At 71.5% G+C, this 25,146-nt stretch carries 18 protein-coding genes and 1 pseudogene; 8 read left to right on the top strand and 11 right to left on the bottom strand.

The features are described from left to right. The first annotated feature begins 39 nt into the window (after window positions 1-39). Together AB0I52_RS19075 and alc are read left to right on the top strand one after the other, a co-directional pair. Complete coding sequence (locus tag AB0I52_RS19075; RefSeq protein ID WP_363073998.1) at window positions 40-960, top strand: LysR substrate-binding domain-containing protein; 921 nt, start codon at window positions 40-42, stop codon at window positions 958-960. 65 nt (window positions 961-1,025) lie between these two features. Next, the gene (gene alc / locus AB0I52_RS19070; protein ID WP_363073996.1) at window positions 1,026-2,201 is read left to right on the top strand and encodes an allantoicase; all 1,176 of its coding nucleotides are present in this window, start codon (window positions 1,026-1,028) and stop codon (window positions 2,199-2,201) included. 87 nt (window positions 2,202-2,288) lie between these two features. Here the strand turns inward: alc and pepN (AB0I52_RS19065) are convergent, their stop codons facing one another. Continuing rightward, entirely contained in the window at window positions 2,289-4,865 is a 2,577-nt protein-coding gene (gene pepN, locus AB0I52_RS19065; RefSeq protein ID WP_363073994.1) for an aminopeptidase N, read from the bottom strand. A gap of 113 nt (window positions 4,866-4,978) precedes the next feature. Between pepN (AB0I52_RS19065) and AB0I52_RS19060 the strand changes: the two genes are divergently transcribed. After that, window positions 4,979-5,479 (top strand): DUF1203 domain-containing protein, encoded by a 501-nt coding sequence (locus AB0I52_RS19060; protein WP_363073992.1) that lies wholly within the window; start codon window positions 4,979-4,981, stop codon window positions 5,477-5,479. 197 nt (window positions 5,480-5,676) lie between these two features. On the opposite strand, the gene AB0I52_RS19055 is transcribed toward AB0I52_RS19060, so the two are convergent. From AB0I52_RS19055 to pepN (AB0I52_RS19040), 4 genes are all read right to left on the bottom strand, one after another. Then, window positions 5,677-6,705, bottom strand: coding sequence for an aspartate-semialdehyde dehydrogenase (locus AB0I52_RS19055; RefSeq protein ID WP_363073990.1), 1,029 nt, complete (start codon window positions 6,703-6,705; stop codon window positions 5,677-5,679). 163 nt (window positions 6,706-6,868) lie between these two features. Further along, entirely contained in the window at window positions 6,869-10,180 is a 3,312-nt protein-coding gene (locus tag AB0I52_RS19050) for a S8 family serine peptidase (protein WP_363073988.1), read from the bottom strand. Between the two features lie 195 nt (window positions 10,181-10,375). Next, window positions 10,376-11,443 carry a hypothetical protein gene (locus tag AB0I52_RS19045; protein WP_363073986.1) on the bottom strand — a complete coding sequence of 356 codons (1,068 nt, stop codon included), beginning with the start codon at window positions 11,441-11,443 and terminating at the stop codon, window positions 10,376-10,378. Between the two features lie 220 nt (window positions 11,444-11,663). Continuing rightward, the gene (pepN, locus tag AB0I52_RS19040) at window positions 11,664-14,261 is read right to left on the bottom strand and encodes an aminopeptidase N (protein ID WP_363073984.1); all 2,598 of its coding nucleotides are present in this window, start codon (window positions 14,259-14,261) and stop codon (window positions 11,664-11,666) included. A gap of 134 nt (window positions 14,262-14,395) precedes the next feature. Here pepN (AB0I52_RS19040) and AB0I52_RS19035 point away from each other — a divergent pair, with 134 nt between their 5' ends. Then, window positions 14,396-15,046 carry a DsbA family protein gene (locus AB0I52_RS19035; protein ID WP_363073982.1) on the top strand — a complete coding sequence of 217 codons (651 nt, stop codon included), beginning with the start codon at window positions 14,396-14,398 and terminating at the stop codon, window positions 15,044-15,046. Window positions 15,047-15,113: 67 nt separating this feature from the next. Here the strand turns inward: AB0I52_RS19035 and AB0I52_RS19030 are convergent, their stop codons facing one another. Further along, entirely contained in the window at window positions 15,114-15,647 is a 534-nt protein-coding gene (locus tag AB0I52_RS19030; RefSeq protein ID WP_363073980.1) for a DUF4240 domain-containing protein, read from the bottom strand. Window positions 15,648-15,706: 59 nt separating this feature from the next. Between AB0I52_RS19030 and AB0I52_RS19025 the strand changes: the two are divergent. Together AB0I52_RS19025 and AB0I52_RS19020 are read left to right on the top strand one after the other, a co-directional pair. After that, window positions 15,707-16,144 (top strand): annotated as a pseudogene (locus AB0I52_RS19025) (GNAT family N-acetyltransferase); the annotation flags it as partial. Then, window positions 16,136-17,617, top strand: a complete 1,482-nt coding sequence (locus tag AB0I52_RS19020; protein WP_363074093.1) for an aminotransferase class V-fold PLP-dependent enzyme — start codon at window positions 16,136-16,138, stop codon at window positions 17,615-17,617. The pseudogene AB0I52_RS19025 and the gene AB0I52_RS19020, both read left to right, overlap by 9 nt. 36 nt (window positions 17,618-17,653) lie before the next feature. Here the strand turns inward: AB0I52_RS19020 and AB0I52_RS19015 are convergent, their stop codons facing one another. After that, window positions 17,654-18,619 (bottom strand): aldo/keto reductase, encoded by a 966-nt coding sequence (locus AB0I52_RS19015; protein ID WP_363074091.1) that lies wholly within the window; start codon window positions 18,617-18,619, stop codon window positions 17,654-17,656. A gap of 130 nt (window positions 18,620-18,749) precedes the next feature. Beyond that, the gene (locus tag AB0I52_RS19010) at window positions 18,750-19,589 is read right to left on the bottom strand and encodes an MOSC N-terminal beta barrel domain-containing protein (protein WP_363073978.1); all 840 of its coding nucleotides are present in this window, start codon (window positions 19,587-19,589) and stop codon (window positions 18,750-18,752) included. Between the two features lie 106 nt (window positions 19,590-19,695). Here AB0I52_RS19010 and AB0I52_RS19005 point away from each other — a divergent pair, with 106 nt between their 5' ends. Beyond that, window positions 19,696-20,364 (top strand): O-methyltransferase, encoded by a 669-nt coding sequence (locus AB0I52_RS19005; RefSeq protein ID WP_363073976.1) that lies wholly within the window; start codon window positions 19,696-19,698, stop codon window positions 20,362-20,364. A 134-nt stretch (window positions 20,365-20,498) separates the two neighbouring features. Here the strand turns inward: AB0I52_RS19005 and AB0I52_RS19000 are convergent, their stop codons facing one another. Together AB0I52_RS19000 and AB0I52_RS18995 are read right to left on the bottom strand one after the other, a co-directional pair. Beyond that, window positions 20,499-21,140 (bottom strand): superoxide dismutase, encoded by a 642-nt coding sequence (locus AB0I52_RS19000; RefSeq protein WP_363073974.1) that lies wholly within the window; start codon window positions 21,138-21,140, stop codon window positions 20,499-20,501. A gap of 203 nt (window positions 21,141-21,343) precedes the next feature. After that, window positions 21,344-22,777 carry an amino acid permease gene (locus AB0I52_RS18995; protein WP_363073972.1) on the bottom strand — a complete coding sequence of 478 codons (1,434 nt, stop codon included), beginning with the start codon at window positions 22,775-22,777 and terminating at the stop codon, window positions 21,344-21,346. 411 nt (window positions 22,778-23,188) lie between these two features. Between AB0I52_RS18995 and AB0I52_RS18990 the strand changes: the two genes are divergently transcribed. After that, window positions 23,189-23,785 carry a biotin transporter BioY gene (locus AB0I52_RS18990; protein WP_363073970.1) on the top strand — a complete coding sequence of 199 codons (597 nt, stop codon included), beginning with the start codon at window positions 23,189-23,191 and terminating at the stop codon, window positions 23,783-23,785. On the opposite strand, the gene AB0I52_RS18985 is transcribed toward AB0I52_RS18990, so the two are convergent. Beyond that, window positions 23,766-25,100 carry an FAD-dependent oxidoreductase gene (locus AB0I52_RS18985; protein WP_363073968.1) on the bottom strand — a complete coding sequence of 445 codons (1,335 nt, stop codon included), beginning with the start codon at window positions 25,098-25,100 and terminating at the stop codon, window positions 23,766-23,768. The two genes, AB0I52_RS18990 and AB0I52_RS18985, sit on opposite strands and share 20 nt — an antisense overlap. Window positions 25,101-25,146: the final 46 nt, after the last annotated feature.

Here is a 25,146-nt window from a genome sequence, read left to right as displayed (position 1 = left end):
CGGGCCGGGTCCGGGGCGGACGGCGGCTAATGTGCGGACATGACCGAGTGGGACATCAAGAAGCTCCGGATCCTGCGGGTGCTGAGCGAGCGCGGAACCGTCACGGCGACGGCCGAGGCGCTGCTGATGACCCCCTCCGCGGTGTCCCAGCAGCTGTCGAACCTGGGCCGGCAGCTCGGTGTGCCGCTGCTGGAGGCGCAGGGCAGGCGGGTCCGGCTCACCGACGCCGCGTACCTCGTACTCCGCCACGCGGAAGTGGTCTTCGCCCAGCTCGAACGCGCCGAGGCCGAGTTGACCGGCTATCTGCGCGGTGAGGCGGGCGAGGTGCGGGTCGGGGCGTTCTCGACCGCCGTGCCCGCCCTCGTCGTACCGGCGGTCCAACTGCTGCGTGCGGCCGGCCGGCCGGGGCCCGAGGTGCGGGTACGGGAGGCGGAGGCCGCGCAGGCGTACGAACTCCTCGCGGCCGGTGACGTCGACCTCGCGCTCTCGCTCGCCGCGCACGCCCCGACGGCTCGCGACACCCGGTTCGCCCTGCTGCCGCTGCTCGCCGACCCGCTCGACGTCGCCCTCCCCGTCGGGCACCGGCTGGCCGGCGCACCCGGGCTCCGGCTGGCCGACCTCGCCGCCGAGCCCTGGATCTTCGGCGGCTCGGGACCGTGGTCGCAGATCACCACCGCCGCCTGCGAGGCCGCCGGGTTCGTCCCCGAGCAGGCCCACAGCGCCTCCGGATGGACCGCGATCCTGGCCATGGTGGAGGCCGGCATGGGCGTCGCGCTGATCCCCCGGATGGCATCGGCGGAACGCCGCAAGGGCGTGGTGCTGCGCGTCCTCGATGCCGACCTGCCCCGGCGCCACGTCGTGGCGGCGGTGCGGCAGGGGGCCGAGGCGGGCCCGGCGGTGGCCCGGGTGCTGGCCGCGCTCAAGGAGGTCAGCGCCGTACGCGAGGAATCGTTCAGCTGAGCTGAACGAAATGTGCGAAAACTTTCGATGGACCTGATGCATGAGTCTGTACGACAGTGGGGCACATGACCTTCGACGCGAGCGAGACCCCCGCCCTGGACAACGACCCCCATGCCAACGAGCCCCATGCCCACGACCCCCATGCCAACGACGCGGCCCCGTACGGCGGCGGTGACCCGTACGCCGACTACCGCACCACCGACCTCCCCTTCACCGAGCTGGTCGACCTCGCCGACCGTCGCCTCGGCGCGGGCGTGATCGCCGCCAACGACGAGTTCTTCGCCCAGCGCGAGAACCTCCTGATCAGGGAACGCGCGGTCTTCGACCCCGAGCGCTTCGGCCACAAGGGCAAGATCATGGACGGCTGGGAGACCCGCCGCCGCCGCGGCGCGGACGCCGACCGTCCCTTCCCGGCCCCCGACGAGCACGACTGGGCCCTGATCCGCCTCGGTGCCCCCGGCATCATCCGCGGCCTCGTCGTCGACACCGCCCACTTCCGCGGCAACTACCCGCAGCGCGTCTCGGTCCAGGCCACCTCGGTCCAGGGCTCGCCCGGCCCCGAAGAGCTCCTCGCCGACGACGTCAAGTGGGACGAGATCGTCCCGCCGACCCCCGTACGCGGCCACGCCGCCAACGGCTTCGAGATCACCGGCGGCCGCCGCTACACCCACCTCCGCCTCTGCCAGCACCCCGACGGCGGCATCGCCCGCCTCCGCGTGCACGGCGAGGTCGTCCCGGACCCGTCCTGGCTCGCGGCACTCGGCACGTTCGACCTGATCTCGGTCCTGAACGGCGGCAGCTACGAGGACGCCTCCGACCGCTTCTACTCCTCGCCGACCCAGATCATCCTGCCCGGCACCTCCCGCAAGATGGACGACGGCTGGGAGAACCGCCGCCGCCGGGTCCGCGACACCAACGACTGGGTGCGCTTCCGGCTGCCCGCCCAGGGCGCGGTCCGCGCGATCGAGATCGACACGGCCTACCTCAAGGGGAACGCGGCCGGCTGGATCGCCCTCCAGGGCCGCAACGGTGAGGCGGGTGAGTGGTTCGAGATCATCCCCCGCACCCGGCTCCAGCCCGACACCCTGCACCGCTTCCCGCTCCGCGCCCAGGCCGTGGTCACCCACGTCCGACTGGACGCCTTCCCCGACGGCGGCGTGGCGCGGATGCGCCTGCACGGCTCGCTGACGGAGTCCGGTGCGGCCGAACTCGCCGCCCGCTACGAGGAGTCGGGCGCGTAACTCCAGCCCCGGCACCCCCCCTGCTCCCGCCCGGCGGACAGCTGCGCTCCGCGCCTGCCCGCCGGGCGGTTTCCCATGGTGCAGGCCCTACGCGGTCGCCGCCGCCGCGTCCGCCGCACGGGCCTTCAGCGCCCGCTCCACACCCGAACGGGACTCCGACACCAGCCGGCGCAGGGCCGCGCTCGGCTCAGCCGAGGCCAGCCAGGCGTCCGTGGCGTCCAGGGTCTCCTGCGAGACCTGGAGCGACGGGTACAGACCCACGGCGACCTGCTGGGCCATCTCGTGGCTGCGCGAGCCCCAGACGTCCTTCACCGCGGTGAAGAACCTCTCCGTGTACGGAGCCAGCAGCTCGTGCTGGTCGGTCTGGACGAAGCCGCTGATGGCCGCCTCCTGGAGGGAGTTCGGCAGCTTGTCGGACTCGACGACCGAAGCCCAGGCCTGTGCCTTCGCCTCCTCGGACGGGCGCGCCGCACGCGCGGACGCCGCGTGGCGTTCGCCCGCCGCCGTCCGGTCGCGCTCGTACTCGGCGGCGATCTCGTCCTCGTCCAGCAGCCCCGTCGCGGCCAGCCGCTGGACGAAGGCCCAGCGCAGCTCGGTGTCGACGGCCAGGCCCTCGATCGCCTCGGTGCCGTCGAGCAGCGACTGGAGCAGATCGAGCTGCTGGGGGTTGCGGGCCGTGGCCGCGAAGGCACGGGCCCAGGCCAGCTGGTGGTCGCTGCCCGGCTCCGCCGCGCGCAGGTGCGCGAGCGTCGCCTCGGTCCACCGGGTCAGCCCCGCCTCGCGCCACTCCGGCGCCGAGTACAGGTCCAGCGCCATCTTCACCTGGCGGTGCAGCGACTGGACGACGCCGATGTCCGACTCCTTGCCGACACCGGACAGCACGAGCGACAGGTAGTCCCGGGTGGCCAGCTCGCCGTCCCGGGTCATGTCCCAGGCGGAGGCCCAGCACAGGGCGCGCGGCAGGGACTCGGTGAAGTCGCCCAGGTGCTCCGTGACGACCCGCAGCGACTCCTCGTCGAGGCGGACCTTCGCGTACGACAGGTCGTCGTCGTTGAGCAGGACCACGGCGGGACGGGCGGCGCCGGCCGGGAACGGCACGGTGGTGCGCTCCCCGTCGACGTCCAGCTCGATCCGGTCCGTCCGGACCAGGTTCCCGGCCTCGTCGAGGTCGTAGCACCCGATGGCGATCCGGTGCGGGCGCAGCGTCGGCTCGCCCTTCGCCCCGGCGGGCAGCGCGGGCGCCTCCTGGAGCACGGTGAACGAGGTGACACGGCCGTCGCCGTCCGTCTCGATCTCCGGGCGCAGGATGTTGATGCCGGCCGTCTCCAGCCACGCCGTGGACCAGGCCCGCAGATCGCGGCCGGAGGTCTTCTCCAGCGCGCCCAGCAGGTCGGAGAGCTGGGTGTTGCCGAAGGCGTGCGCCTTGAAGTAGGCCTGGACGCCCTTGAAGAACTCGTCCTGGCCGACGTACGCCACCAGCTGCTTCAGGACCGAGGCGCCCTTGGCGTACGTGATGCCGTCGAAGTTGACCAGGACGTCGTCCAGGTCACGGATGTCGGCCATGATCGGGTGCGTCGAGGGCAGCTGGTCCTGCCGGTACGCCCAGGTCTTCATGGTGTTGGCGAACGTGGTCCAGGAGTGCGGCCACGCGGAGCCCTCGGCGTACGCCAGGCAGGCGACCGAGGTGTAGGTGGCGAACGACTCGTTCAGCCACAGGTCGTTCCACCACTCCATGGTGACGAGGTCGCCGAACCACATGTGGGCCAGCTCGTGCAGGATCGTCTCGGCCCGCGTCTCGTACGCCGCGTCCGTCACCTTGGAGCGGAACACGTACTGGTCGCGGATGGTGACCGCGCCCGCGTTCTCCATGGCGCCCGCGTTGAACTCCGGGACGAACAGCTGGTCGTACTTGGCGAACGGGTACGCGTAGTCGAACTTCTCCTGGAACCAGTCGAAGCCCATCCGGGTCACGTCGAAGATCGCGTCCGCGTCGAGGTACTCCGCGAGCGAGGGGCGGCAGTAGATGCCCAGCGGGACGGACTGGCCGTCCTTCTCGTAGCTGCTGTGCACCGAGTGGTACGGGCCGGCGATCAGCGCGGTGATGTACGTGGAGACACGCGGCGTCGGCTCGAAGGACCAGACGTCGTCCCTGGGCTCCGGCGTCGGGGAGTTGGAGACCACGGTCCAGCCGGACGGGGCCTTCACGGTGAACCGGAACGTCGCCTTCAGGTCGGGCTGTTCGAAGCTCGCGAAGACCCGGCGCGCGTCCGGAACCTCGAACTGGGTGTAGAGGTACGCCTGCTGGTCGACCGGGTCGACGAACCGGTGCAGCCCCTCACCCGTGTTGGTGTACGAGCAGTCGGCGACGACCCTCAGCTCGTTGGAGCCCGCCGCCAGCTGCGGCAGCGTGATCCGCGAGTCGCGGAACACGGCCGCGACATCCAGGGCCCTGCCGTTCAGCTCGACCTCGTGCACGGCCGGGGCGACCAGGTCGATGAAGGTCTCCGCACCGGCTTCGGCGGAGTCGAAGCGCACGGTGGTGACGGACCGGTAGGTCCCGCCCTCCTGCGCTCCGGAGAGGTCGAGATCGATCTCGTACGCGTCCACGGTCAGCAGGCGCGCCCGCTCCTGTGCCTCTTCGCGGGTCAGATTCGTGCCAGGCACGCGGTCATCTCCTTGGTATGTGATGTTTCCGGTCATCCTTCCACGTGACCCGCACCCAGGGCGATGTCCGTTTTCCGCCGGACCGTGCAGGTGGGGCGGGCCATTCTCGTCGCATGACCAGTTACGAGGCACGCGCGATCGCCCCGGCCGCGCTCAGGGAACTCCGGGAGACCGACGACGCGGGACGTCCCTGCGTCCCGTACACCGCCACGGAAGCGGGCAGCCCGCTGCGCTGCTGTCTGCGGGGCGGCGAGGCGGGGGAGCGCATCGCCCTCGTCTCCTACGCGCCGCTGCGCCGCTGGGCGGCCGCCGGCCGGGCGAAGCCGGGGGCGTACGACGAGCAGGGCCCGGTCTTCATCCACGCGGAGCCGTGCGCGGGCCCGGCGCCCGACCGTACGGGTTACCCGTTCTCGCGGGCGGGGGCGCTGCGGACGGTGCGGCGCTACAACGCGGAGGGCCACATCGTGGGTGGCCGCCTCCTGACGATCCCTGCGGAGGAGGAGCGAGGGTACGACGAGGCCCTCACGGAGGCGTTTGCCGATCCGGAGGTGGCGTTGGTGCACGTCAGGGCGGTGGAGTACGGCTGCTGGCACTTCGAGGTCCGGCGCCCCTGAGCACCCCCGGTGCTCTGCCCCGGACCCCGCTCCTCAATCGCCGGAGAGGCTTGATTTTCGCCGAAATCAAGCCCGTCCGGCGATTGAGGACAAGGGGGCCCGGGGGCTCGCCCCCGGTTTCGGGAAGGGGCGGGTAGGGGACAGCCCCGCGCAGCGGCACCGCACCCGCACCGCACCCGCATCCCGCCCCCGCCGCGTCAGCCCGCGAGCTCCGCCGCGACCAGCTCCGCGATCTGCACCGCGTTCAGCGCGGCACCCTTGCGCAGGTTGTCGTTGGAGACGAAGAGCGCGAGACCGTGCTCCACGGTCTCGTCGGCCCTGATCCGCCCGACGAACGACGCGTCCTGCCCGGCGGCCTGGAGCGGGGTGGGGATCTCCGAGATCTCGACGCCCGGGGCGTCCTTCAGCAGCTCGTACGCGCGCTCCACGCCGATCGGACGCGCGAACCGGGCGTTGATCTGGAGGGAGTGGCCGGAGAAGACCGGGACCCGGACACAGGTGCCGGACACCTTCAGCTCCGGGATCTCCAGGATCTTGCGGGACTCGTTGCGGAGCTTCTGCTCCTCGTCCGTCTCGAAGGAGCCGTCGTCGACGAGTGCGCCGGCCAGCGGAAGCACGTTGAAGGCGATCGGACGCCTGTAGACGTCCGGCTCCGGGAAGTCGACGGCGCCGCCGTCGTGGGTGAGCTTGTCGGCCTCGGCGACGACCTTGGACACCTGGCCGTGCAGCTCGGCAACACCGGCCAGACCCGAGCCGGACACCGCCTGGTAGGTGGCGACGGTCAGCGCCTCCAGGCCGGCCTCGTCGTGCAGCGGGCGCAGCACCGGCATGGCGGCCATCGTGGTGCAGTTCGGGTTGGCGATGATGCCCTTGGGGCGGTCCGCGATCGCGTGCGGGTTGACCTCGGAGACGACCAGCGGGACCAGGGGGTCCTTGCGCCAGGCGGAGGAGTTGTCGATCACGACGGCACCCTGGGCGGCCACCTTCTCGGCGAGCGCCTTGGACGTCGCGCCGCCGGCCGAGAACAGCACGATGTCCAGGCCGCTGTAATCGGCCCCGGAGGCGTCCTCGACGGTGATGTTCCGGCCCTGCCACTCGATCGTGGAGCCCGCGGAGCGCGCCGAGGCGAACAGCCGCAGCTCGTCGGCCGGGAACTTCCGCTCGGCCAGGATCCTGCGCATGACTGTGCCGACCTGACCGGTGGCGCCGACGATTCCGACCTTCACAGGAACTCCTTCAAGCGTACGAACGGCACGGTTGCCGCTCCATGATGCGTATGTCCACGGCTTCCTTGTCCAATCCATTGTCCGGGGAGCGGACAGCGCGCGCAGCGCAGTGGGGCGGGCGCTCGGTGAGCACCCGCCCCACTGTCGTACGGATCACATGCGGTTACGGCGCGACCTTCTCGATCACGACGCTGCCGGTGCCCGCGGCGGTGCCCCGCGCGTTCACCAGCTGGACCTCGCCGAAGAACTGCCGGCCCTCGGGGGCCGCACCGGCGACCGCGACCTCGGCACCGACCTGCGCCGATGCGCCGGCGGCCAGGTTCACGGCCTTCGACTCGTCGACGGAGATCGTGCCGAGCGACGGCGCGTAGTACACGTCGCGGTAGTCGAACTCGGTGGTCCCGGCGGGCACGTCGTAGCCGTCGATGACGACCGTGTACGTACCGGCCGCGGGCTTCACCAGACTGACCGACTCCTCGGAGCCGGCCGTGGTGGAGGAGCCCACCTGGGCAGCGCCCTTGAAGACGTACAGGTCGAGGTCGGCGTTGGCGTCCGTGGTGGAGCCGATGGCGATGTCCAGCTTCTCGACGCCCTCACCGATGGTGACCTCCTGGGTGTACTCGCCGCCCGTGGAGATCGACGGACGCTCGACGTCGGCCGAGCCCAGCGAGCCGCCCTTGAGCTTGCCCTCCAGCGCGCCCGCGTTGTTGGTGACGGTCCAGTCCACCGGGGCCGGGGTGCCGATCTTCGCCTCGGCGATGGTCTGCACGGCCGGGTCGAAGGACACACCGAGCAGCGAGACGTCCAGCTTGTACGGGTTGTCCAGCAGCGGCGACGTACGCCGGGCCTCGACCTCGATCTCCCAGACACCGGCCTGCGGGTCGGCGTACGAGCGCACGTCGGGGCGGCAGGTGTTGGCCGGGTTCTCGTAGTTCGGGTAGCAGTACGGCGTCCCGCTGTTCTCCACCGCGACCCCGTACGGGTGGATGGAGATGAAGCGGGTCTGGCTGCCCGAGCGCAGGGCGCTCATCGCGACCTCAAGGGTCTTGGCGCCTTCCGGCACGTTCACGAAGTACGACGTGGTGCCGTTGCGCTGCACCGAACCGGACGCCTTGAACGCGTAACCCGGCTGCACCAGGTCCTTGGCGACGACGACCGTGGCGAGGATCTGCTGGTCCACCCCGGAGGTCTTCGCGTCGTCGACCTGGAGGATCGCGCTGTGCACGCCCGCGCTGCCCGGCTTCGCCTGGACCTTGACCGTCACCGGCTTGCCGAGCGGCAGCGAGACGGACTTGTCGCCGGTCAGCTTGAAGGTGCCGTCGTTGTACTTCCACGACAGCTTGTGCTTGACGTTCTTGTCCGGGCCCGTGGTCCGGGTGACCGTGACGTCGTACGACTTCTTCTGGCCGGCCTTGAGGCCGCCCTCGCGGTCGTACAGACCGGTGCCGAAGCCCGGGGTCTTCAGCGCGAAGTCGATCGCGGTGTCGACGGGGGCCTTGACCGAGTACTCGTGCGCCGGGGCGCCCTGCTTCTTGATCTGCTTCCAGGCGTCGATGATGTTGATCAGACCGGCACCCTGGGCGTGCGCGGGCACTCCCTTGATCTCGGTGGCGGTGCTGGTCAGCGCGGTGCGCAGATCGGCCGGGGGCAGCTCGATGTGCTTCTGCTTCGCGGCGGACAGCAGCAGGGCCGTCGCGCCGGCGGCCTGCGGCGAGGCCATCGACGTGCCCTGGAGCATGGAGTAACCGGCCGGAAGCGAGTAGCCCGCCTCGGCGACCGGCGAACCGGGCAGCCAGGTCTGCGTCGAGTTGATCGACGCACCGGGCGCCGTCAGCGTCGGCGTGAAGCCGCCGTCCTCACGCGGACCGCGCGAGGAGAACGGCAGCATGTCGTACTTCTTGGTGACGCCGGAGCCGTAGTTGGCGGCCCAGGTCTCCTTGGAGATGGACGCGCCGACCGAGATGACGTGGTCGGCCAGACCGGGGTCACCGATGGTGTTGACGCCCGGACCGTCGTTGCCGGCCGAGATGACCAGCTGGACGCCGTAGATGTCGACGAGCCGCTTGTACAGCTCCGCGCGGGCGTTGTTGCCGTCGTTCAGCGGCGGCAGGCCGCCGATCGACATGTTGACGACATCGACACCGCGGTTCACGACGAGGTCGATCATGCCCTCGGTGAGCGCGATGTTGGTGCAGCCGCCGGACCAGGTGCAGGCGCGCGAGGAGACGATCTTCGCGCCGGGCGCGGCACCGTTCATCTTGCCGCCGAACAGGCCGTTCGCGGCGGTGATGCCCGCGACGTGCGTGCCGTGCTCGGACTCGATGACACCGATGTTGACGTAGTCGGAGGTGTTCCCGGCGGCGTTGTACACGACGCTCTTACGGGTCTCGACGACGAACGGGATGCGCTCGACGACATCGGTGCGCGGGTCGTCCTCGCCGAAGTAGGAGACCTGGTGCTTCTCCTTGTACGGCTTCAGGACGGCGTCGTCGGTGAAGTCGGCGTTGTCGTTCAGGTCCACCCGGGTGGTGCCGGTGACCGGGTCGTACAGCACGGCCCACACGTCGGTGGTGTCACCGTCGCGGTTCAGGTCGCCCGCCATGTCGCCGCCCTTGGTGGCGGCCTCGGCGAACAGGCTGATCCGGTACGAGCCCTTGGGCGCGGAGTAGGTGCGGCCCTTGTAGGTGAACGTCGGGCCGGACACGGCGTCCGTCATCCGCAGCCAGGTGCCGTCGCCGTCACTGACCGGGTCGGTGGCCGTCACCCAGTCGGTGATCTTGCGCTCGCCGGTGGTGGTCTTCTGGAGGGCGGGGTGACCGAGGTCGACGCCCGCGTCCAGAACACCGATGGTGATGCCCCGGCCGTCGGCCTTCGGGTGCTGCTTGACGAAGTCGACCGCACCCGTCTCGAACGACGGGTTGAACGGGTTCTTCGCCGGGGTCTTCTTGTTCGGCGCCGCGTAGCTGCCCGTCGACTTCGTCTTGGCCTTGCTGCCGGTCGCCCGGTCGGCCGCGGGGGTCGGGTCGTCCAGCATGATCTCCTGCTTGAGATCGATGCCGTGGACGGACGTCAGCTTCGAGGCCGCCTTGATGGTGGCCTCGGCGCTCGACATCGGCACGGTCGCCCGTACGTAGCCGAGCTTGTCGTACGCACGCCCCAGCACGGAGCCCTTGACGGCGTCCAGTTGCTTGGTGACCTGCGCGGTCGCACCGGGTGCGGTGGCGACCATCATCGTGATGTTCTTCTCGCCCTTGGCCCGCGCCTTGGCGAGCACATCGGCGTCGGCCGTGCCGAGCTTGTCCGCCGTGGCGTTCCCGGGGGCGGCCTTGACGGGGGCGGTTGCCGGGTCGTCGGCGGCGAAGACGGGGGCGACACCGGTGGCGGCCAGTGCGGCCACCAGACCGGCGGCGGCCGCGACTCGTGCCGCGCGTCTCGCTCCGGGTATGTAGCCGGGGGATTCGGAGGTCATCAGCATCCCTGTATGTGAAAGTGAAAGTCCGGAAATCGGTACCGGATGACCGCTCACCCTTTCGTAAAGGACAGGGGTTTGTGGAGAGTTGTGGTGCGGGAGTTGTGAACATGGCGGACTCCCGCCAACGGTGCCGAAGCGCCACATGGGACGAAGCGGTGGTTACGTGGCGATCCGCACCGGGAACCTCACCGGGCGGGACTACCGGGGCAGGATCACCACGTGCGCGGCCGGCTCGCGCGCGGCCGCCGCCATCAGCGCCGTCCGCACCACGACCGCCTGCTGCTCAAGGGCGTCGCGCAGCTTTCCTGGGGAGAGGTGGACGACGGTGACCCCGAGCCGTTCCAGGTGCTCGCGCCGGGCGGCGTGCCCGGACCACCGCGCCTCGTGCTCCTCCCGCCGGCGGTCGTCGCCGGTCCGGCCGTACCGCGGGGCCCCGGTGTCCAGTTCGAGGGCGACCGCCTCCTCGGGCCAGTAGGCGTCGACCCCGCCCAGATGCGGGCCGCCGGGCAGACGCAGGTCCACGTTCCACAGCGGTTCCGGCAGCCCGTGTCCCCGCACCAGGTCGTACAGCCGGTCCTCCGCCAGCGCCCGGCTCTCGGCCAGCAGCGAGTCCACCGCGTGCACCACCTGGGGGCGGCCGAGGACCTTGGCCCGGTTCAGCTCACCCACCACGACGGCCGGTTCGCAGTGGCCCTCGCGGACCGCCTCGGTGAGCAGCCGGCGTACGACGAGGGCGTCGGCGATCCCGGCGACCGCATCCGCCAGCGCGCGGGCCACCGGGGCCACCGGCAGCCCGTCCAGCAGCTCGGGCTCCGGCAGCTCGGCCGTCCGCACCAGGCGGACGTACCGGACCGACCGCAGCCGCCGGACCCGCGGCACCAGCACGTCGATCCGGTCCAGGGAGACGGCGGGCGGCGCCGCGGCGAACCCGTGCAGCGAGAGCGCGGCGAGCCCGGTGACCATCGCCCCGCCGTACGCGGGGTCGGTGCCGGCGGTCCGCCCCGGCACGGCCCGCCGGCCGGAGACCGCCGGGCGTCCCGCGTGCAGCAGGGCGGACCGCAGCCGCTCCCGGCCGCTGAGCGGTCCCGGGTGCAGCACGTAGACACCGGGCAGCGGCTGCTGCCACGGGCCACCGGTCCCGCACTGCCCGGCGGCCTGCGTGGCGGAGACGCCGCGGGCCTTCAACTGGGCTGCGGACAGCACACGTTGGCGCACATCGGAGGTGATACGGAGGTGGCAGGGAGGGGGCGGGGTGTTCTGGGTCATGCTCCGGGGTATCCCGCGCGCCGCGGGGGCCGTAACCCCTGTTACAGGCCCGTCGACATTCCAGGACAACGCCGTCCAGAAGTATGGACGTTCGGCAGTCGAAGAGGGCCGTCCGCACCAAACCCAGCCCGTCCGGCGTTTGAGGACGGAACCCTTGCCGAGGTGTCGGGCACCCCGGCAAGGGCCTCACGCCGGACGGCCCAGGAACCCCTCAGACCCCTCAGGCCGTGGCGGCGTCGCACGCCTGCGCGCGCAACCCCCGGTCGAGGTCGTCCCGGGCCTCCAGCACCAGCCGCCGCAGCGCCGGCGCAGCGTCCGCGTGCGCCGCCAGCCACGCGTCCGCCGCCGCCAGCGTCGACGCGTCGCCCTGGAGGGCCGGGAACAGGCCCTTCACCACGGCCATCCCGATCTGGATCGACCGCTCGGCCCACACCCGCTCGATCACCTCGAAGTACCGGGCCGAGTAAGGCGCCAGCAGCTCCCGCTGCGACGACTGCGCGAAGCCCAGGATGGTGGCCTCCACCAGGGCGTTGGACAGCGCGTCCGACTCCACGACACCCGCCCACGCCTGCGCCTTGACCGCGGCCGACGGCCGCGAGGCCAGGCACCGCACCTGGTGGCGCTTGCCGGACGCCGTGTCGTCGCGGGCCAGCTCGGCACCGATCACCGACTCGTCGGCCAGTCCGTGCGAGGCCAGCGGGGACAGGAACGTCCACCGGAGCTCCTGGTCGACGTCGAGCCCGTCGATCCGCGCCGTTGCGTCGAGCAGCCCGGACAGCAGCTGGAAGTCCGTGTCCGACGTGGCGACCGCCGCGAAGAACCGCGCCCAGGCGAGCTGGTGCTCACTGCCCGGCACCGCGAGCCGCAGCTCGCGCAGCGCGCCCTCGGCCAGCGCTGTGCCGCCCTCCTCGCGCCATCCGGGCGCCGCGTAGTGCACCAGCGCGGTCCGGGTCCAGGCGTGCAGCATCTGCAGGACGCCGATGTCCGTCTCGCGGCCGGAGAAGTCCAGCACCAGCGAGACGAAGTCGCGGGCCGGCATCAGGCCGTCGCGGGTCAGGTTCCACAGCGCGGACCAGCACAGCGCCCGCGCGAGCGGGTCCGTGATGTCACCGAGGTGCGAGCGGAGCGTGGTCAGCGACACCTCGTCGAAGCGGACCTTGCAGTACGTCAGGTCGTCGTCGTTGACGAGGATCAGCTCGGGCCGCTCGGCCCCGGCCAGCTCCCCGATCACCGTGCGCGGCCCCGCCACGTCCACCTCGGCCCGTGCGTAACGCACCAGGCCGCCATCGGTGTCGCGCCGGTACAGGCCGACCGCCACGCGGTGCGGGCGCAGCTCCGGGTGGGACGGGGCCGCCTCCTGGAGGACGGCCAGTTCGGTGATCCGGTCCGCGGCGTCGTACGTCACCAGCGGCGTCAGCGAGTTGACGCCCGCGGTCTGCAGCCAGGAGCGCGACCAGCCGGTCATGTCCCGCCCGGACGTCTCGGCCAGCACCGACAGGAGGTCTCCGAGCCGGGTGTTGCCGTACGCGTGCTTCTTGAAGTAGCGCCGGGCGCCCTCCAGGAACGCGTCCCGTCCGGCATAGGCCACCAGCTGCTTGAGCACCGAGGCGCCCTTGGCGTAGGTGATGCCGTCGAAGTTGAGCTTGGCGTCCTCCAGGTCACGGATGTCGGCCGTGATCGGATGGGTGGACGGCAGCTGGTCGGCGCGGTAGGCCCAGGACTTGCGGTTGTTGGCGAAGGTGATCCAGCCGTCCTTGAACCGCGTCGACTCCACCATGGCGAAGACACCCATGAAGTCCGCGAACGACTCCTTGAGCCACAGGTCGTCCCACCACTGCATGGTGACGAGGTCGCCGAACCACATGTGCGCCATCTCGTGCAGGATGACGTTGGCCCGGCCCTCGTACGCCGCCTGCGTCACCTTCCCGCGGAAGATGTACTCCTCGCGGAACGTGACACAGCCCGGGTTCTCCATCGCGCCGAGGTTGTACTCGGGCACGAACGCCTGGTCGTACTTCCCGAACGGGTACGGGTAGTCGAAGTTGTCGTGGAAGAAGTCCAGGCCCTGCTTGGTGATCAGGAAGACGTCGTCGGCGTCGAAGTGCCGGGCGAGCCCCTTGCGGCACAGCGCGCCGAGCGGGATCTCCAGCTTCGTGCCGTCGTCGAAGGTACGGGTGTAGGAGTCGGTCACGTAGTGGTACGGGCCGGCCACGACCGCCGTGATGTACGTGGAGATCGGCTTCGTCTCGGCGAACCGCCAGACCCCGTCCTCCCGGGACTCCTCGGCCCCGTTGCTCCAGACCGTCCACGCCTCGGGCGCCGTCACCCGGAAGCGGAAGGGGGCCTTGAGATCGGGCTGCTCGAAGTTGGCGAAGACGCGCCGCGAGTCCGCCGGCTCGTACTGCGTGTAGAGGTAGACCTCGCCGTCCTCCGGGTCGACGAAGCGGTGCATCCCCTCGCCGGTCCGGCTGTACGCGCACTGCGCGTCCACCACCAGGACCTGGTCGCCCTCCGGCAGGTCCGCCAGCGCCACCCGGTTCCCGTCGAAGACGGCCGCCGGGTCCAGCGCGGTGCCGTTCAGCGTCACCGCGTTCACGGCCGGCGCGATCAGGTCGGCGAAGGTCGACGCACCGGCGCGCGCCGTGCGGAACCGGATCGTGGTCACCGAGCGGAATGTCCGCGGACCGGAGTCCGGGCCGCCGTCCCCGTCGGGCTCGCCGATGGCGGACCGGACGTCCAGCTCGACGTCGTAACCGTCGACGGTCAGCAGCTCGGCCCGCTCGCGGGCCTCGTCGCGGGACAGGTTTTCACCGGGCACGAGCACACTCCTTTGTGTCACGTTCGAATACTTTGATCCTCCCATGCCGCTTCCCGGCCCGGCATGCGGGAATGGCCGGAGCGTCCCGCGGTGTTCTCGCGCACAGATGGAGATCGGTCCGCCTGAGGAGAGACATGTCTGAGAACACCACGGCAACCCGCAAGATCCCCGCCGATTTCTGGTTCGACCCGCTCTGCCCCTGGGCCTGGATGACCTCCCGCTGGATGCTGGAGGTGGAGAAGGTCCGCGACGTCGAGGTCCGCTGGCACGTGATGAGCCTGGCCGTACTCAACGAGGACCGCCTGGACGATCTGCCCGAGGAGTACCGCGACCTCCTGGAGAACAAGGCCTGGGGCCCGGTCCGCGTGGTGATCGCCGCCCAGCAGAAGCACGGCGACGACATCGTCGGCCCCCTCTACACGGCGCTCGGCACCCGCTTCCACAACCAGGGCGAGGGCCCCACCCGCGAGGCGATCGTGGCCGCCCTGGAAGAGGTCGGCCTGCCGGCCGAGCTCGCTCAGTACGCGGACTCCGACGCGTACGACACCGAGCTGCGCGCCTCCCACAAGGAGGGCATCGACAAGGTCGGCCAGGACGTCGGCACCCCGGTCATCGCCGTGCCCGGCGCGGACGGCGAGCAGATCGCCTTCTTCGGCCCGGTCGTCACCCCCGCCCCGAAGGGCGAGGAGGCGGCGAAGCTGTGGGACGGCACGCTGCTGGTCGCGTCGATCCCCGGCTTCTACGAGATCAAGCGGACCCGGACGGCCGGGCCCGACTTCAGCTGATCCCGAGGGTGCGGGCACCGTGCGTCACGGAGCCCGCACCCGGCTGTCCCACCCGTACGGCGCGTCCTCATCCGTACAGCGCGTCCAGCTTCGGCAGCCGCCCCGCCATCTCCTCCTCGTCGTCGAAGTCGAAGTCCCACGCGGGGTCCAGGGCGGGGAACTCGACCGTGAACGAGCCGGGGGGCAGCTCCTCGCCCGTCACCCGGCGGTACGCGGCCCACGCGACCCCGAGCATCCGCTCGCACTCCAGCTCCTCGTAGTCGGCCGCGACCTCCTTGACCGACGGCAGCTCCGCCAGCGTGTCCGGGTCCGCGACCACCCGCTCGAACACGTCACGGCCCTGGCTGATCAGCCAGCCCCGGAAGTAGTCGAACCCGTCGTCGGAGCATCCGCCGTTTATCGTGTACGCCGCGGCCCAGAGCGGGGCCCGGTAGGAGGCGGCCATCAGACCCCACAGCAGTTGCTGAGCGGCGACGATGTCGTGCGCCGGCCGTTCGGCGAGCAGATCCGAGATCCGCTCGGCCACGGCCTCCGCGTCCGCCGGGTCCGTGACCAGGGCGCGGGCGTCGTCGATCAGCTTCCAGAAGTCCTTGGTGTCCATGGAGGTGAAGCATGCCGGAGGGGTCTGACAGTGCGCCGGCCGAGCGAACGGAGAACCGTATGAGGGTCCGTCCCGGACGCCCGTCCGAAGCCGCGGAACTGACCGCGCTCGCCCTGCGCTCCAAGGCGTACTGGGGCTACGACGAGGCGTTCATCGCCGCCTGCCGCGAGGAACTGACCATGGCCCCCGCCGACATCGAACGCCGCCGGACCGCGGTCGCCGAGGAGGACGGCCGGGTCCTCGGCTTCACCACGCTGGAGGGGGAGCCGCCCTCCGGTGTGCTCGGCATGATGTTCGCCGAGCCGGACGCGCTGGGGCGCGGGGTGGGCCGCCTGCTCTTCGGACACGTCGTCGAAGAGGCCGGGCGGCTGGGCCTCGCACGCTTCACGATCGACGCCGACCCGAACGCCGAGGGGTTCTACCTCGGCATGGGCGCGGTCCGCGTCGGGGTGACACCGTCCGGCTCGGTGCCGGGCCGCGAGCTGCCGCTGCTGGAGTTCACCCTCACGTCGGCCGACCCCGCACCCGCCGTCCCCGCCGCCGACGTACTGGCCGAACTCGGCGCCCTGCGCGGCGCCGACGCCCCCACCCGGGGCGGCCGGACCTTCGCCTACGTCTACGACGCGGGTCTGGAGGGCCTCGACGAGCTGGCGGCCGCCGCGTACTCGGCGTACGCGACCGTCAACGGCCTGGACCCCACGGTCTTCCCGAGCGTCGCCCGGCTGGAGAACGACGTGGTGGGTGCGGCGGCCGCGCTGCTGGGCGGGTCCGGCGCGCAGGGCACGTTCACCAGCGGCGGTACGGAGTCGATCCTGCTGGCGGTGAAGACCTCCCGCGACCACGCGAAGGCCGAACGCGGTGTGACCGAACCCCAGTTGGTCCTGCCGTCCACCGCTCACGCGGCCTTCCACAAGGCCGCCGCCTACCTGGGCCTGGAACCGGTCGTGGTGCCCGTGGACCGGTCGACGTACCGGGCCGACGCCACCGCCGTGGCCGCCGCGATCACCCCTCGCACCGCCCTCGTGGTCGCCTCGGCACCCTCGTACGCCCACGGGGTGATCGACCCGGTCCCCGAGATCGCCGCGGCCGCCGCGGAGCGGGGCGTCCTGTGTCATGTGGACGCCTGCATCGGCGGCTGGCTGCTGCCCCATCTGCGGCGCGCGGGCCAGGAGATACCGCCGTTCGACCTCTCCGTCCCCGGCGTCACCTCGCTCTCCGTGGACCTGCACAAGTACGGCTACGCGGACAAGGGCGCCTCCGTGGTGCTCTACCGGGACGCCGGACTCCGCCGCCACCAGTACTTCGCCCACGCGGGCTGGCCCGGCTACCCGGTCGTCAACCCGACCGTCCAGGGCACCAAGTCGGCGGGGCTGCTGGCCCAGGCGTGGGCGGTGCTCCGGTACGTCGGCGAGGACGGCTACACCGCACTGGCCGGCCGGGTGGCCGAGGCGTCGGGCCGGCTGCTCGCGGGGCTGCGCGCGATGCCGGACGTACGGGTGCTCGGCGACCCCTCGGCGGGGCTCGTGGCCTTCACCGTGGTGGACGGCCCGGACGGCGAGCCCGGACCGAGCCTGCTGCTGCACCTGGCGGACGAGATGCGCGAGCGCGGCTGGTACCTCCAGCCGCAGCTCTCCTTCGACGGGCTGCCGCCCAATCTCCACCTCACCCTGACCCCGGCCACGGTCGGCCAGGTGGACGCCCTGCTCACCGACCTCCACGCGGCACTGCGCGCGGCCCGCGCCCTGCCCCCGGTCGCGGTGGACCCCGCCCTCGCCGAACTGGCCGCCGGGCTCGACCCGTCGAGGCTCGGCCCGGACGAGATCGAAGCGGTGCTGGCCTTCGCGGGCCTCACCGGCGACGGCGGCCTGCCCGCCCGGATGGCCCCGGTCCTGATCCTGCTGGACGCCCTGCCAGGACCGCTGACGGAGCGGCTGCTCGCGGAGTTCGTGGGCTCGGTCTTCCGGATCTGACGGCCGGATCCGGAAGACCGGGCCGGGCCGGACGGCTCAGGAGTAGAAGTTCCGCTGCCACCGGTGCCCGGCCAGCACACCGAGCTGGTCCGCGGTGAGCGGACGCCCGTCGCTCAGCGCGGTGTTGCGCTCCACGTTGCGCACGCTGCGCATTCCGGGGATGACGGTGGAGACCGCCGGCGAACTCAGCACGAACCGCAGCGCGTGCTCCGCGACGGCGTCCGGCTCGATGCCCAGGTCCGCGACGATCGCCGCCACCCGCCGCTCGACCTGGGCCGGGCGGTCGTCACGGAAGTAGCGGTTGCGCCAGTCACCCTCGGGGAACGTCGTGCCGGCGGTGATCCGGCCGGTCAGCCCGCCCTCGTCCAGGGCCACCCGGACGATGACCCCGACACCGTTCTCCTCGCAGGCGGGCAGCAGTTCGTCGGCCGGTGCCTGGTCGAACACGTTGTAGATGACCTGGACGCTGTCCACCGCGCCGCTGCGGACCAGCGCGAGCGCGCTCTCGGGCCGGTGGTCGTTGACCGAGACCCCGAACAGGCGGATCTTCCCCTCCCGCTTCAGCTCGGCGACCGTCTCCAGCCAGTCCCCGCGCCCCACCCACTCGTCGTGCCAGACGTGGAACTGCAGTACGTCGAAGTGGTCCAGGCCGGACGCGCGCAGACTGGTCTCCAGGCTCGTACGGATGTACTCGCCCGGGAACGCCGCCGCCGGGTCCGTGCCGTCCGCCGGGGGCCACACCCCGTTCTTCGGCGGCACCTTGGTCGCGACCAGTACGTCGTCCCCGGCCCGCTCCCGCACGACCTGCCCGACGATGCGCTCGCTCTCGCCGTAGCCGCGTGCCGTGTCGATGAAGTTCACGCCGAGGTCGACGGCCCGGTGGAGGGCGCGCACGGATTCGTCCTCCGTCGCGCCCACCCAGCTGGACTCGCCGATGCCCCACGCGCCGTAACCGATCTCGGACACCCGCAGTCCACTGCGTCCCAGCTCGCGGTAGCGCACAATCATCCTCCACGTCCTCGTCCCGTACCGGCGGACCCTGGGGTCCGTGCCGGCAAATGACGTTGACGATAGGTGAGCTGCGCGTCGGGGGCAGGTGGTTTTCGGTGCGCCGGCCGGGGGACGGGTGCGCTCACGGGCCGACCAGGCTGTGGACCGTGACCGGGTCGCCGACGCTCACCACGCCTTCGCTGACCACCGCGTTCTTCACGCCGAAACTGACCCGGTTCCCGTACTCCGGCTCGCGCCGGTACGTCGCCAGCGTCCGGACCGGTTCCGGGCCCCGGCGGCGGCCGGTGCGCTGGTCGACGAGCGGGACGCTGCACCGCGTCGCCCGTACCGAGTGGGCGAGCTCGACGGAGCCCAGGGTCATCCGGCGCACCCGGTCCTCGAAGTGCGGTTCGTCCTTGCCGGTCAGCACGATGTTGGGGCGGAAGCGGTCCATCGGGACGGCGTCGGCGTCGCCCCGTGCGGCGATCCGGGCGTTCAGGTCGTCCAGGGAGGCCGTCGAGGTGACCAGCACCGCGTGCGCGTCGGCGAAGTTGACCTTGCCGGGGGTGTCGCCCCAGCCGTCCCGGTCGAAGCCGGGGGCCGCCTGCACCAGGCGGGACTTGGCTCCCAGCACGTCGGAGAACCATTCGGCGGCGGTGTCCCCCTGGTCGACGGCCGCGCCGAGGGGCCGGTCGAACATGCTGACGTCGCGGCGGGGGCCGTCCCGGTCGACGTCCAGACGCAGGGGTTCGACGCCCTCGGCGGAGAGCGCCAGCACTGCCCCGGACCGCAGGACCCCGACCCTGATCGCGGCCATCGCGGGGTGCGTGCGCTGGCTGCGGAAGGCGCCCTCCGCGGCGTCCACCACCATGAAGGTCCGGTCGTGTTCGAGGCCGGTCCCGATGACGTGCGCGGAGTCGGCAGCGGTCCCCGCGCAGCCCTTGACCGGGTAGTACACCAGCTCGCGCACAGTGATCGTCATGATGTCCTCTCCGGAAAAACATGCTGAGGCCGCCATCATCCCATTCACCTCGTATGAGGTAAGTTCCCTTGAGGAACTTACTTGGGTGCCGAGAGGGGAACATGCCATGACGCAGGCGCGGTGGGCCGAGGTCGACGACTACTTCGACGCTCTGCTGGTGGGCTCGGACGATGCCCTGGAAGCGGCCGTGGAGGCCAGTGAAGAGGCCGGGCTGCCGGCGATCCAGGTCGCGGCCAACCAGGGGAAGCTGCTGCACCTGCTGGCCCGGCTCCAGGGGGCGCGCACCGTGCTGGAGATCGGCACCCTGGGCGGGTACAGCACCATCTGGCTGGCCCGCGCGCTGCCCGGGGGCGGCCGGGTCGTCACGCTCGAAGCCGACCCGGAGTACGCCGAGGTGGCGCGCCGGAACATCGGGCGCGCCGGCCTGGCGGATGTCGTGGAGATCCGGGTCGGCCCGGCCCTCGACACGCTGCCGGAGCTCGCGGAGCAGGGGTACGGGCCGTTCGACGTCGTGTTCATCGACGCCGACAAGCCGAGCAACCCCGACTACCTGGCCTGGTCGCTGAAGCTGACCCGGCCCGGGAGCCTGATCGTCGCCGACAACGTCGTGCGCGACGGAGAGGTGGCCGACGCCGGGAGCGAGGACCCGAAGGTGCGGGGGGTGCGCCGGTTCACCGAACTCGTCGCGGCCGAGCCGACCCTGACCGCGACCGCTCTGCAGACCGTCGGCAGCAAGGGTTACGACGGGCTGCTGATGGCCCTGGTCACCGAGTAGACGCCGGCCCGCCGGTGCGCGGGCGTGGAAGGGCCCCCGCGAGTCATGTCCTCGCGGGGGCCCTTCGTTCATCCGCCTGCCCGGCGAAGGCTGAGAAGACGATCACGAGGCAGGACGTTCACGGCGCTCCCCGGTCAGGGGGCGAGCAGCAGTACGTTCGCGCGCTCCTTGGCGGCCGCGTACCGCTTCGCCACGTCCTGCCAGTTGACGACGCGCCACATCGCCTCGATGAAGTCGACCTTCTGGTTCTTGTACTGCAGGTAGAAGGCGTGCTCCCAGGCGTCGAAGACGAGGACCGGGACCGAACCCTGGCCCACGTTGCCCTGGTGGTCGTAGACCTGCTCGACGATCAGCTTGCCGCTGACCGGCTCGTACGCGAGGACGCCCCAGCCGGAGCCCTGCGTGGTGGCCGCGGCCTTCGTCAGCTGGGACTTGAGGCCCGCGAAGGAGCCGAAGGATTCGGTGATCGCGTCCGCGAGGCCGCCGACACCGTCCGCGGCCAGCGGCTCGCCGCCGCCGTCACCGGTCATGTTGTGCCAGTAGATCGAGTGCAGGATGTGGCCGGAGAGGTGGAACGCGAGGTTCTTCTGGAGCCCGTTGATCGCCCCCCAGGCCTCCTTGTCGCGCGCCTCCTCCAACTGCTCCAGGGTGTCGTTCGCGCCCTTCACGTACGCCGCGTGGTGCTTGTCGTGGTGGAGCTCGACGATCTGCGGATTGATGACCGGTTCGAGCGCCGCGTAGTCGTACGGGAGTTCCGGGAGCGTGTACGTGGCCATGGTTCGAACCCTCCAGCTGCTGTCCTGTTGTTATTGCAACCTATACGCAAGAGCAGGCTAACAGCAGCAGTGGCTGAGGAGATGTCAGCCCTTCGGCGTAGGACTCCGGCCTCCCGCGGACGATTCCGGCGCACGCTTCGGCGCACGGAAAACGCCGGGCGGGCCGGAGTGATCCGGCCCGCCCGGCGTCTCGTGTGCCGGGGTCACGCGTCCGCCGCTCCCGGCGGCGACGCCGCAGAGCGCCGCCGGCGCACGACGCCGGTGGCGATCAGGGCTGCCGTCAGCGCGCCCGTCGCCAGCAGCTGGTCGCGGGTTTCGGGCTGGCGGAGCATCAGGAAGAAGATGCCGGCCATCGCCGCCAGGGCCACCACCGTCAAGCCCGGGAACAGCCACATCCGGACCACCAGCTTCTGCGGCTCCTCGCGCTCCAGCCGGGCGCGCAGGATCAGCTGGGAGACGGCGATGAAGATCCAGACGACCAGGATCACCGCGCCGGTCATGTTGAGCAGCCAGGGGAAGACGTCGTCCGGGCGCCAGTAACTCAGCAGCACGCACAGGAAGCCGAACACGGACGAGACCAGGACCGCGCGGCGCGGCACCCCGGACGAGACCCTGCCGAGCCGCTTCGGGCCCTGGCCGCGGGCGACCAGAGAACAGGCCATGCGCGAGGCGCCGTAGATGTTGGCGTTCATCGCGGAGAGCAGCGCCACCAGGATGACCACGTTCATGATCTCGGCGGCGCCGCTGATGCCGAGGTGGTCCAGGGCCGCGTAGAACGGGCCGACCGCCACGACCTTCGGGTCGTCCCACGGGACCAGCGTGACGATGACCGCCATCGAACCGACGTAGAAGAGCGCGATCCGCCACATCGCCGTCCGCACGGCCTTCGCGACACCCCGCACCGGGTTCTCGGACTCGGCGGCGGCGATGGTGACGGTCTCCAGGCCGCCGTACGCGAAGACGGAGGCGAGCAGCCCGATGACCAGCCCCTCGGAGCCGTTCGGCATGAAGCCGCCCTCGCCGCCGAGGTTGGCGGTGCCGGGGGCGTCCGTGTCCGGGAGCACGCCGAGGATCGCCAGCACGCCCAGCACCAGGAACAGTGTGATCGCGACGACCTTGAGCGCGGCGAACCAGAACTCGAACTCGCCGAACTTCGTCACCGACGCCAGGTTCGTCCCCAGGAACACCACCATGAACAGCGCCACCCAGGCCCACTCCGGAGTTCCGGGCAGCCAGCCGGTGACGATCTTCGCCGCACCGATCCCTTCGAGGCCGACGGCGACGCAGAGCAGCACCCAGAACGCCCAGCCCGCCGTGAACCCCGCCCACGGCCCGATCGCCCGCTCGGCGTGCACGGAGAAGGAGCCGGACGCCGGATTGGCGGCCGACATCTCGCCGAGCATCCGCATCACGAGCATGACCAGCAGCCCGGAGCAGGCGTACGCGATGACGATCGAGGGGCCGGCCGCGGCGATTCCCGCGCCGGAGCCGACGAACAGCCCGGCGCCGATGACACCGCCGAGGGCGATCATCGAGAGATGGCGCTGCTTGAGTCCGTGGGTGAGGGCCGAGTCGGTCCCGTGGTCGGAGGTGACGGCCGGGGTGCCGGTGGGGGGAGGCACGGAGGTCCGAGGCATGGACGAACTCTGTTCGGTCGGTGAGGCGGGGGGACGTATCCCAGTCTGGACGCGTGCACCGTTCAGGCGGAACGGATGTCCGCCATCCGGGCACCATGCTCACACAAGGCACACACCACGCTGCGTGGAGCGGGGCTCCGGAGCGGGTCGGCCGGGGGCGGACCGTGGCTCGGCCGTTTGGAGGGAGTCAACAGTCAGCTCGCCGCGCCCTTCCCGGTCCACGGGGAGTTGATCGGCTCCCACCTCCGTGATGAGCATCACGTCCAGGGGTGATTGTGTGCCTCTCTTTGTGCGAATCCCACCAATCCCTCAACCGCCGCTTTGTGGGCCGCTGATGGTGATCGGGCGCTGCTCCTCGGATAGCGTCAGGCTCAGCCCTGTCCCCACCTGCCCTCACCTCGCGGAGTCCCGATGAGCATTGCTGCCGCCGCCCCCGTCCGTACCGGAGCGGTCCTCGCCGACCTGCTGCCCGCCGCCCGGCACCGTTACGCCGTGGACACCGCCCTGGTGCTCGGCGGTGCCGCGCTCACCGGCATAGCCGCCCAGATCGCCGTGCCCGTCCCCGGCTCCCCGGTCCCGGTCACCGGCCAGACCTTCGCCGCGCTCCTGGTCGGCACCGCGCTCGGCGCCCGGCGCGGCTTCCTCGCCCTCGCCGTGTACGCGCTCGTCGGCATGGCGGGCATGCCGTGGTTCTCGGCCGGCAGCTCCGGTGCGGGCGGTGCCTCGTTCGGGTACGTGCTCGGCATGCTGCTCGCCGCGACCGTGGTCGGCGGCCTCGCCCGCCGCGGCGGCGACCGCTCGGTGCTGCGCACGGCGGGCACCATGGTGCTCGGCTCGGCGGTCATCTACGCGGTCGGCGTGCCCTATCTGGCGCTGTCCACCGGCATGTCGGCGAGCGCCGCGATCGCGGCCGGCCTGACGCCGTTCCTGCTCGGCGACGCGCTCAAGGCGGCGCTCGCGATGGGCGCGCTGCCCGCGTCCTGGAAGCTCATCGGCCGGCGCGGCTGACGCCGTAACTCCCTCCGAAGAGGCTCGCCGGGTCGTAACGCGACACCAGAGCGGCGAGCCTCTTCTGCGTCCGCGCGTCGTGGAAGCCCTCGGTGCGGTCCCCGCCGCCGAAGGAGAAGTTCAGCGAACGGCCCACGGTGAGCGGCGAAACGGTGGCGCCCACCTCCTCGTACAGGGCCCGGACGGAGGCCACGTCCGTACCGCCGAGCGGTGACAGCAGCCGCAGCAGGAATCCGGCTCCGCGGAACGGCACCGCGTTCTCCGCCGCCGGGCCGGTGGCCAGCGCGCCGCCCAGGTGGTTGAGCTGGACCACGGTCATCATCGGGGCCTTCCGGCCGGTCAGCTCCAGCACCCGCATCGCGCGCTCGGGGTCCAGTCCGCTCAGCATCAGCCCGTCCCCGTAGTACGCGTGCGGGAACGGCGGATCGTTGTGAATGGTGCGGCTGTCGGTGTATGGCATCTCCCGCAGCGAGTCCGCCAGTGCCGGCCCGATCGCCCGCAGCGGCGCGACGAGACGTTCGCCCTCGGCCGCACTGCCCGTGTACGCGACCCGTACGGAGACGACGTACCGGCCCCGCATCGCCTCCGGCAGCTGCGGCGCGTCCGGGTACACGAGTGCGGCGACCGACGACGTCAGCGCGTCGGGCACGGTCCGGGTCCACTCCAGGAAGCGCCGGAGCACCTCCGCACCCGCCTCGCCGTCCCCGTCGAAGGCGATCGAGCCGCCGTACAGCCGGGCCACCGGGACGAGGCCGGTCTCCAGCCCCGTCACCACGCCCAGCCGGTGCCCGCCGCCGCGCAGCCCCCAGAACAGCTCGGGCTCGTCCTTGGGGGTGACATGGCGCCGCACCCCGTCGCCCGTCACCACGTCGAGTGAGCGCACATGATCGGCGGCGTACCCGAACTCCCGGGCCAGGATGCCCAGTCCGCCGCCCAGCGTGTAGGAGACGGCGCCCACCCCGGGGGCGGAGCCGTTCAGCGGGGCGAGCCCGTGCGGCGCCGCCGCCTCGACGACCTGTCCCCAGGTGGTGCCCGCTCCGACGGCGGCGGTGCGGCGCACCGGGTCGATCCGTACGGAGTCCATCCGGGCGGTACTGATCAGGACCCCGCCCTCGACGGCGCCCGGCAGCCCGTGCCCGGTGGCGTGGACGGCGACCCGGAGCCCGCCGGCGGCGGCGTGTGCCACGGCGTCACGTACGTCGTCGGCCCCGGCGGCCTCGACGACGAGGTCCGGGCGGATCGTGAAGCCGGTCTGGAAGCCGGGCCGGAAGTCGTTCCGGGATCCGGACGGGGAACCGGCGGGGGCGGCAGTCATGGGGGAGGCTCTCCAGTCGCTCGCTCGATGGGCTGACGAAGGAGAG

It is taken from the genome of Streptomyces sp. NPDC050423, assembly GCF_040655445.1.
Taxonomy (GTDB): domain Bacteria; phylum Actinomycetota; class Actinomycetes; order Streptomycetales; family Streptomycetaceae; genus Streptomyces.
The sequence above is the reverse complement of the archived record's forward strand: the minus strand, read 5'-3'. Positions and strand labels throughout refer to the sequence as shown.

What these genes read in the sequence shown, in the direction of transcription:
- AB0I52_RS18995 (WP_363073972.1), bottom strand. Translation starts at nt 22,777, where the DNA reads ATGCCTCGGACCTCCGTGCCTCCCCCCACCGGCACCCCGGCCGTCACC.
- AB0I52_RS19005 (WP_363073976.1), top strand. Translation starts at nt 19,696, where the DNA reads ATGACGCAGGCGCGGTGGGCCGAGGTCGACGACTACTTCGACGCTCTG.
- AB0I52_RS19000 (WP_363073974.1), bottom strand. Translation starts at nt 21,140, where the DNA reads ATGGCCACGTACACGCTCCCGGAACTCCCGTACGACTACGCGGCGCTC.
- AB0I52_RS18985 (WP_363073968.1), bottom strand. Translation starts at nt 25,100, where the DNA reads ATGACTGCCGCCCCCGCCGGTTCCCCGTCCGGATCCCGGAACGACTTC.
- AB0I52_RS19045 (WP_363073986.1), bottom strand. Translation starts at nt 11,443, where the DNA reads ATGACCCAGAACACCCCGCCCCCTCCCTGCCACCTCCGTATCACCTCC.
- AB0I52_RS19035 (WP_363073982.1), top strand. Translation starts at nt 14,396, where the DNA reads ATGTCTGAGAACACCACGGCAACCCGCAAGATCCCCGCCGATTTCTGG.
- AB0I52_RS19010 (WP_363073978.1), bottom strand. Translation starts at nt 19,589, where the DNA reads ATGACGATCACTGTGCGCGAGCTGGTGTACTACCCGGTCAAGGGCTGC.
- AB0I52_RS19075 (WP_363073998.1), top strand. Translation starts at nt 40, where the DNA reads ATGACCGAGTGGGACATCAAGAAGCTCCGGATCCTGCGGGTGCTGAGC.
- AB0I52_RS19050 (WP_363073988.1), bottom strand. Translation starts at nt 10,180, where the DNA reads ATGCTGATGACCTCCGAATCCCCCGGCTACATACCCGGAGCGAGACGC.
- AB0I52_RS19030 (WP_363073980.1), bottom strand. Translation starts at nt 15,647, where the DNA reads ATGGACACCAAGGACTTCTGGAAGCTGATCGACGACGCCCGCGCCCTG.
- AB0I52_RS19060 (WP_363073992.1), top strand. Translation starts at nt 4,979, where the DNA reads ATGACCAGTTACGAGGCACGCGCGATCGCCCCGGCCGCGCTCAGGGAA.
- alc (WP_363073996.1), top strand. Translation starts at nt 1,026, where the DNA reads ATGACCTTCGACGCGAGCGAGACCCCCGCCCTGGACAACGACCCCCAT.
- AB0I52_RS18990 (WP_363073970.1), top strand. Translation starts at nt 23,189, where the DNA reads ATGAGCATTGCTGCCGCCGCCCCCGTCCGTACCGGAGCGGTCCTCGCC.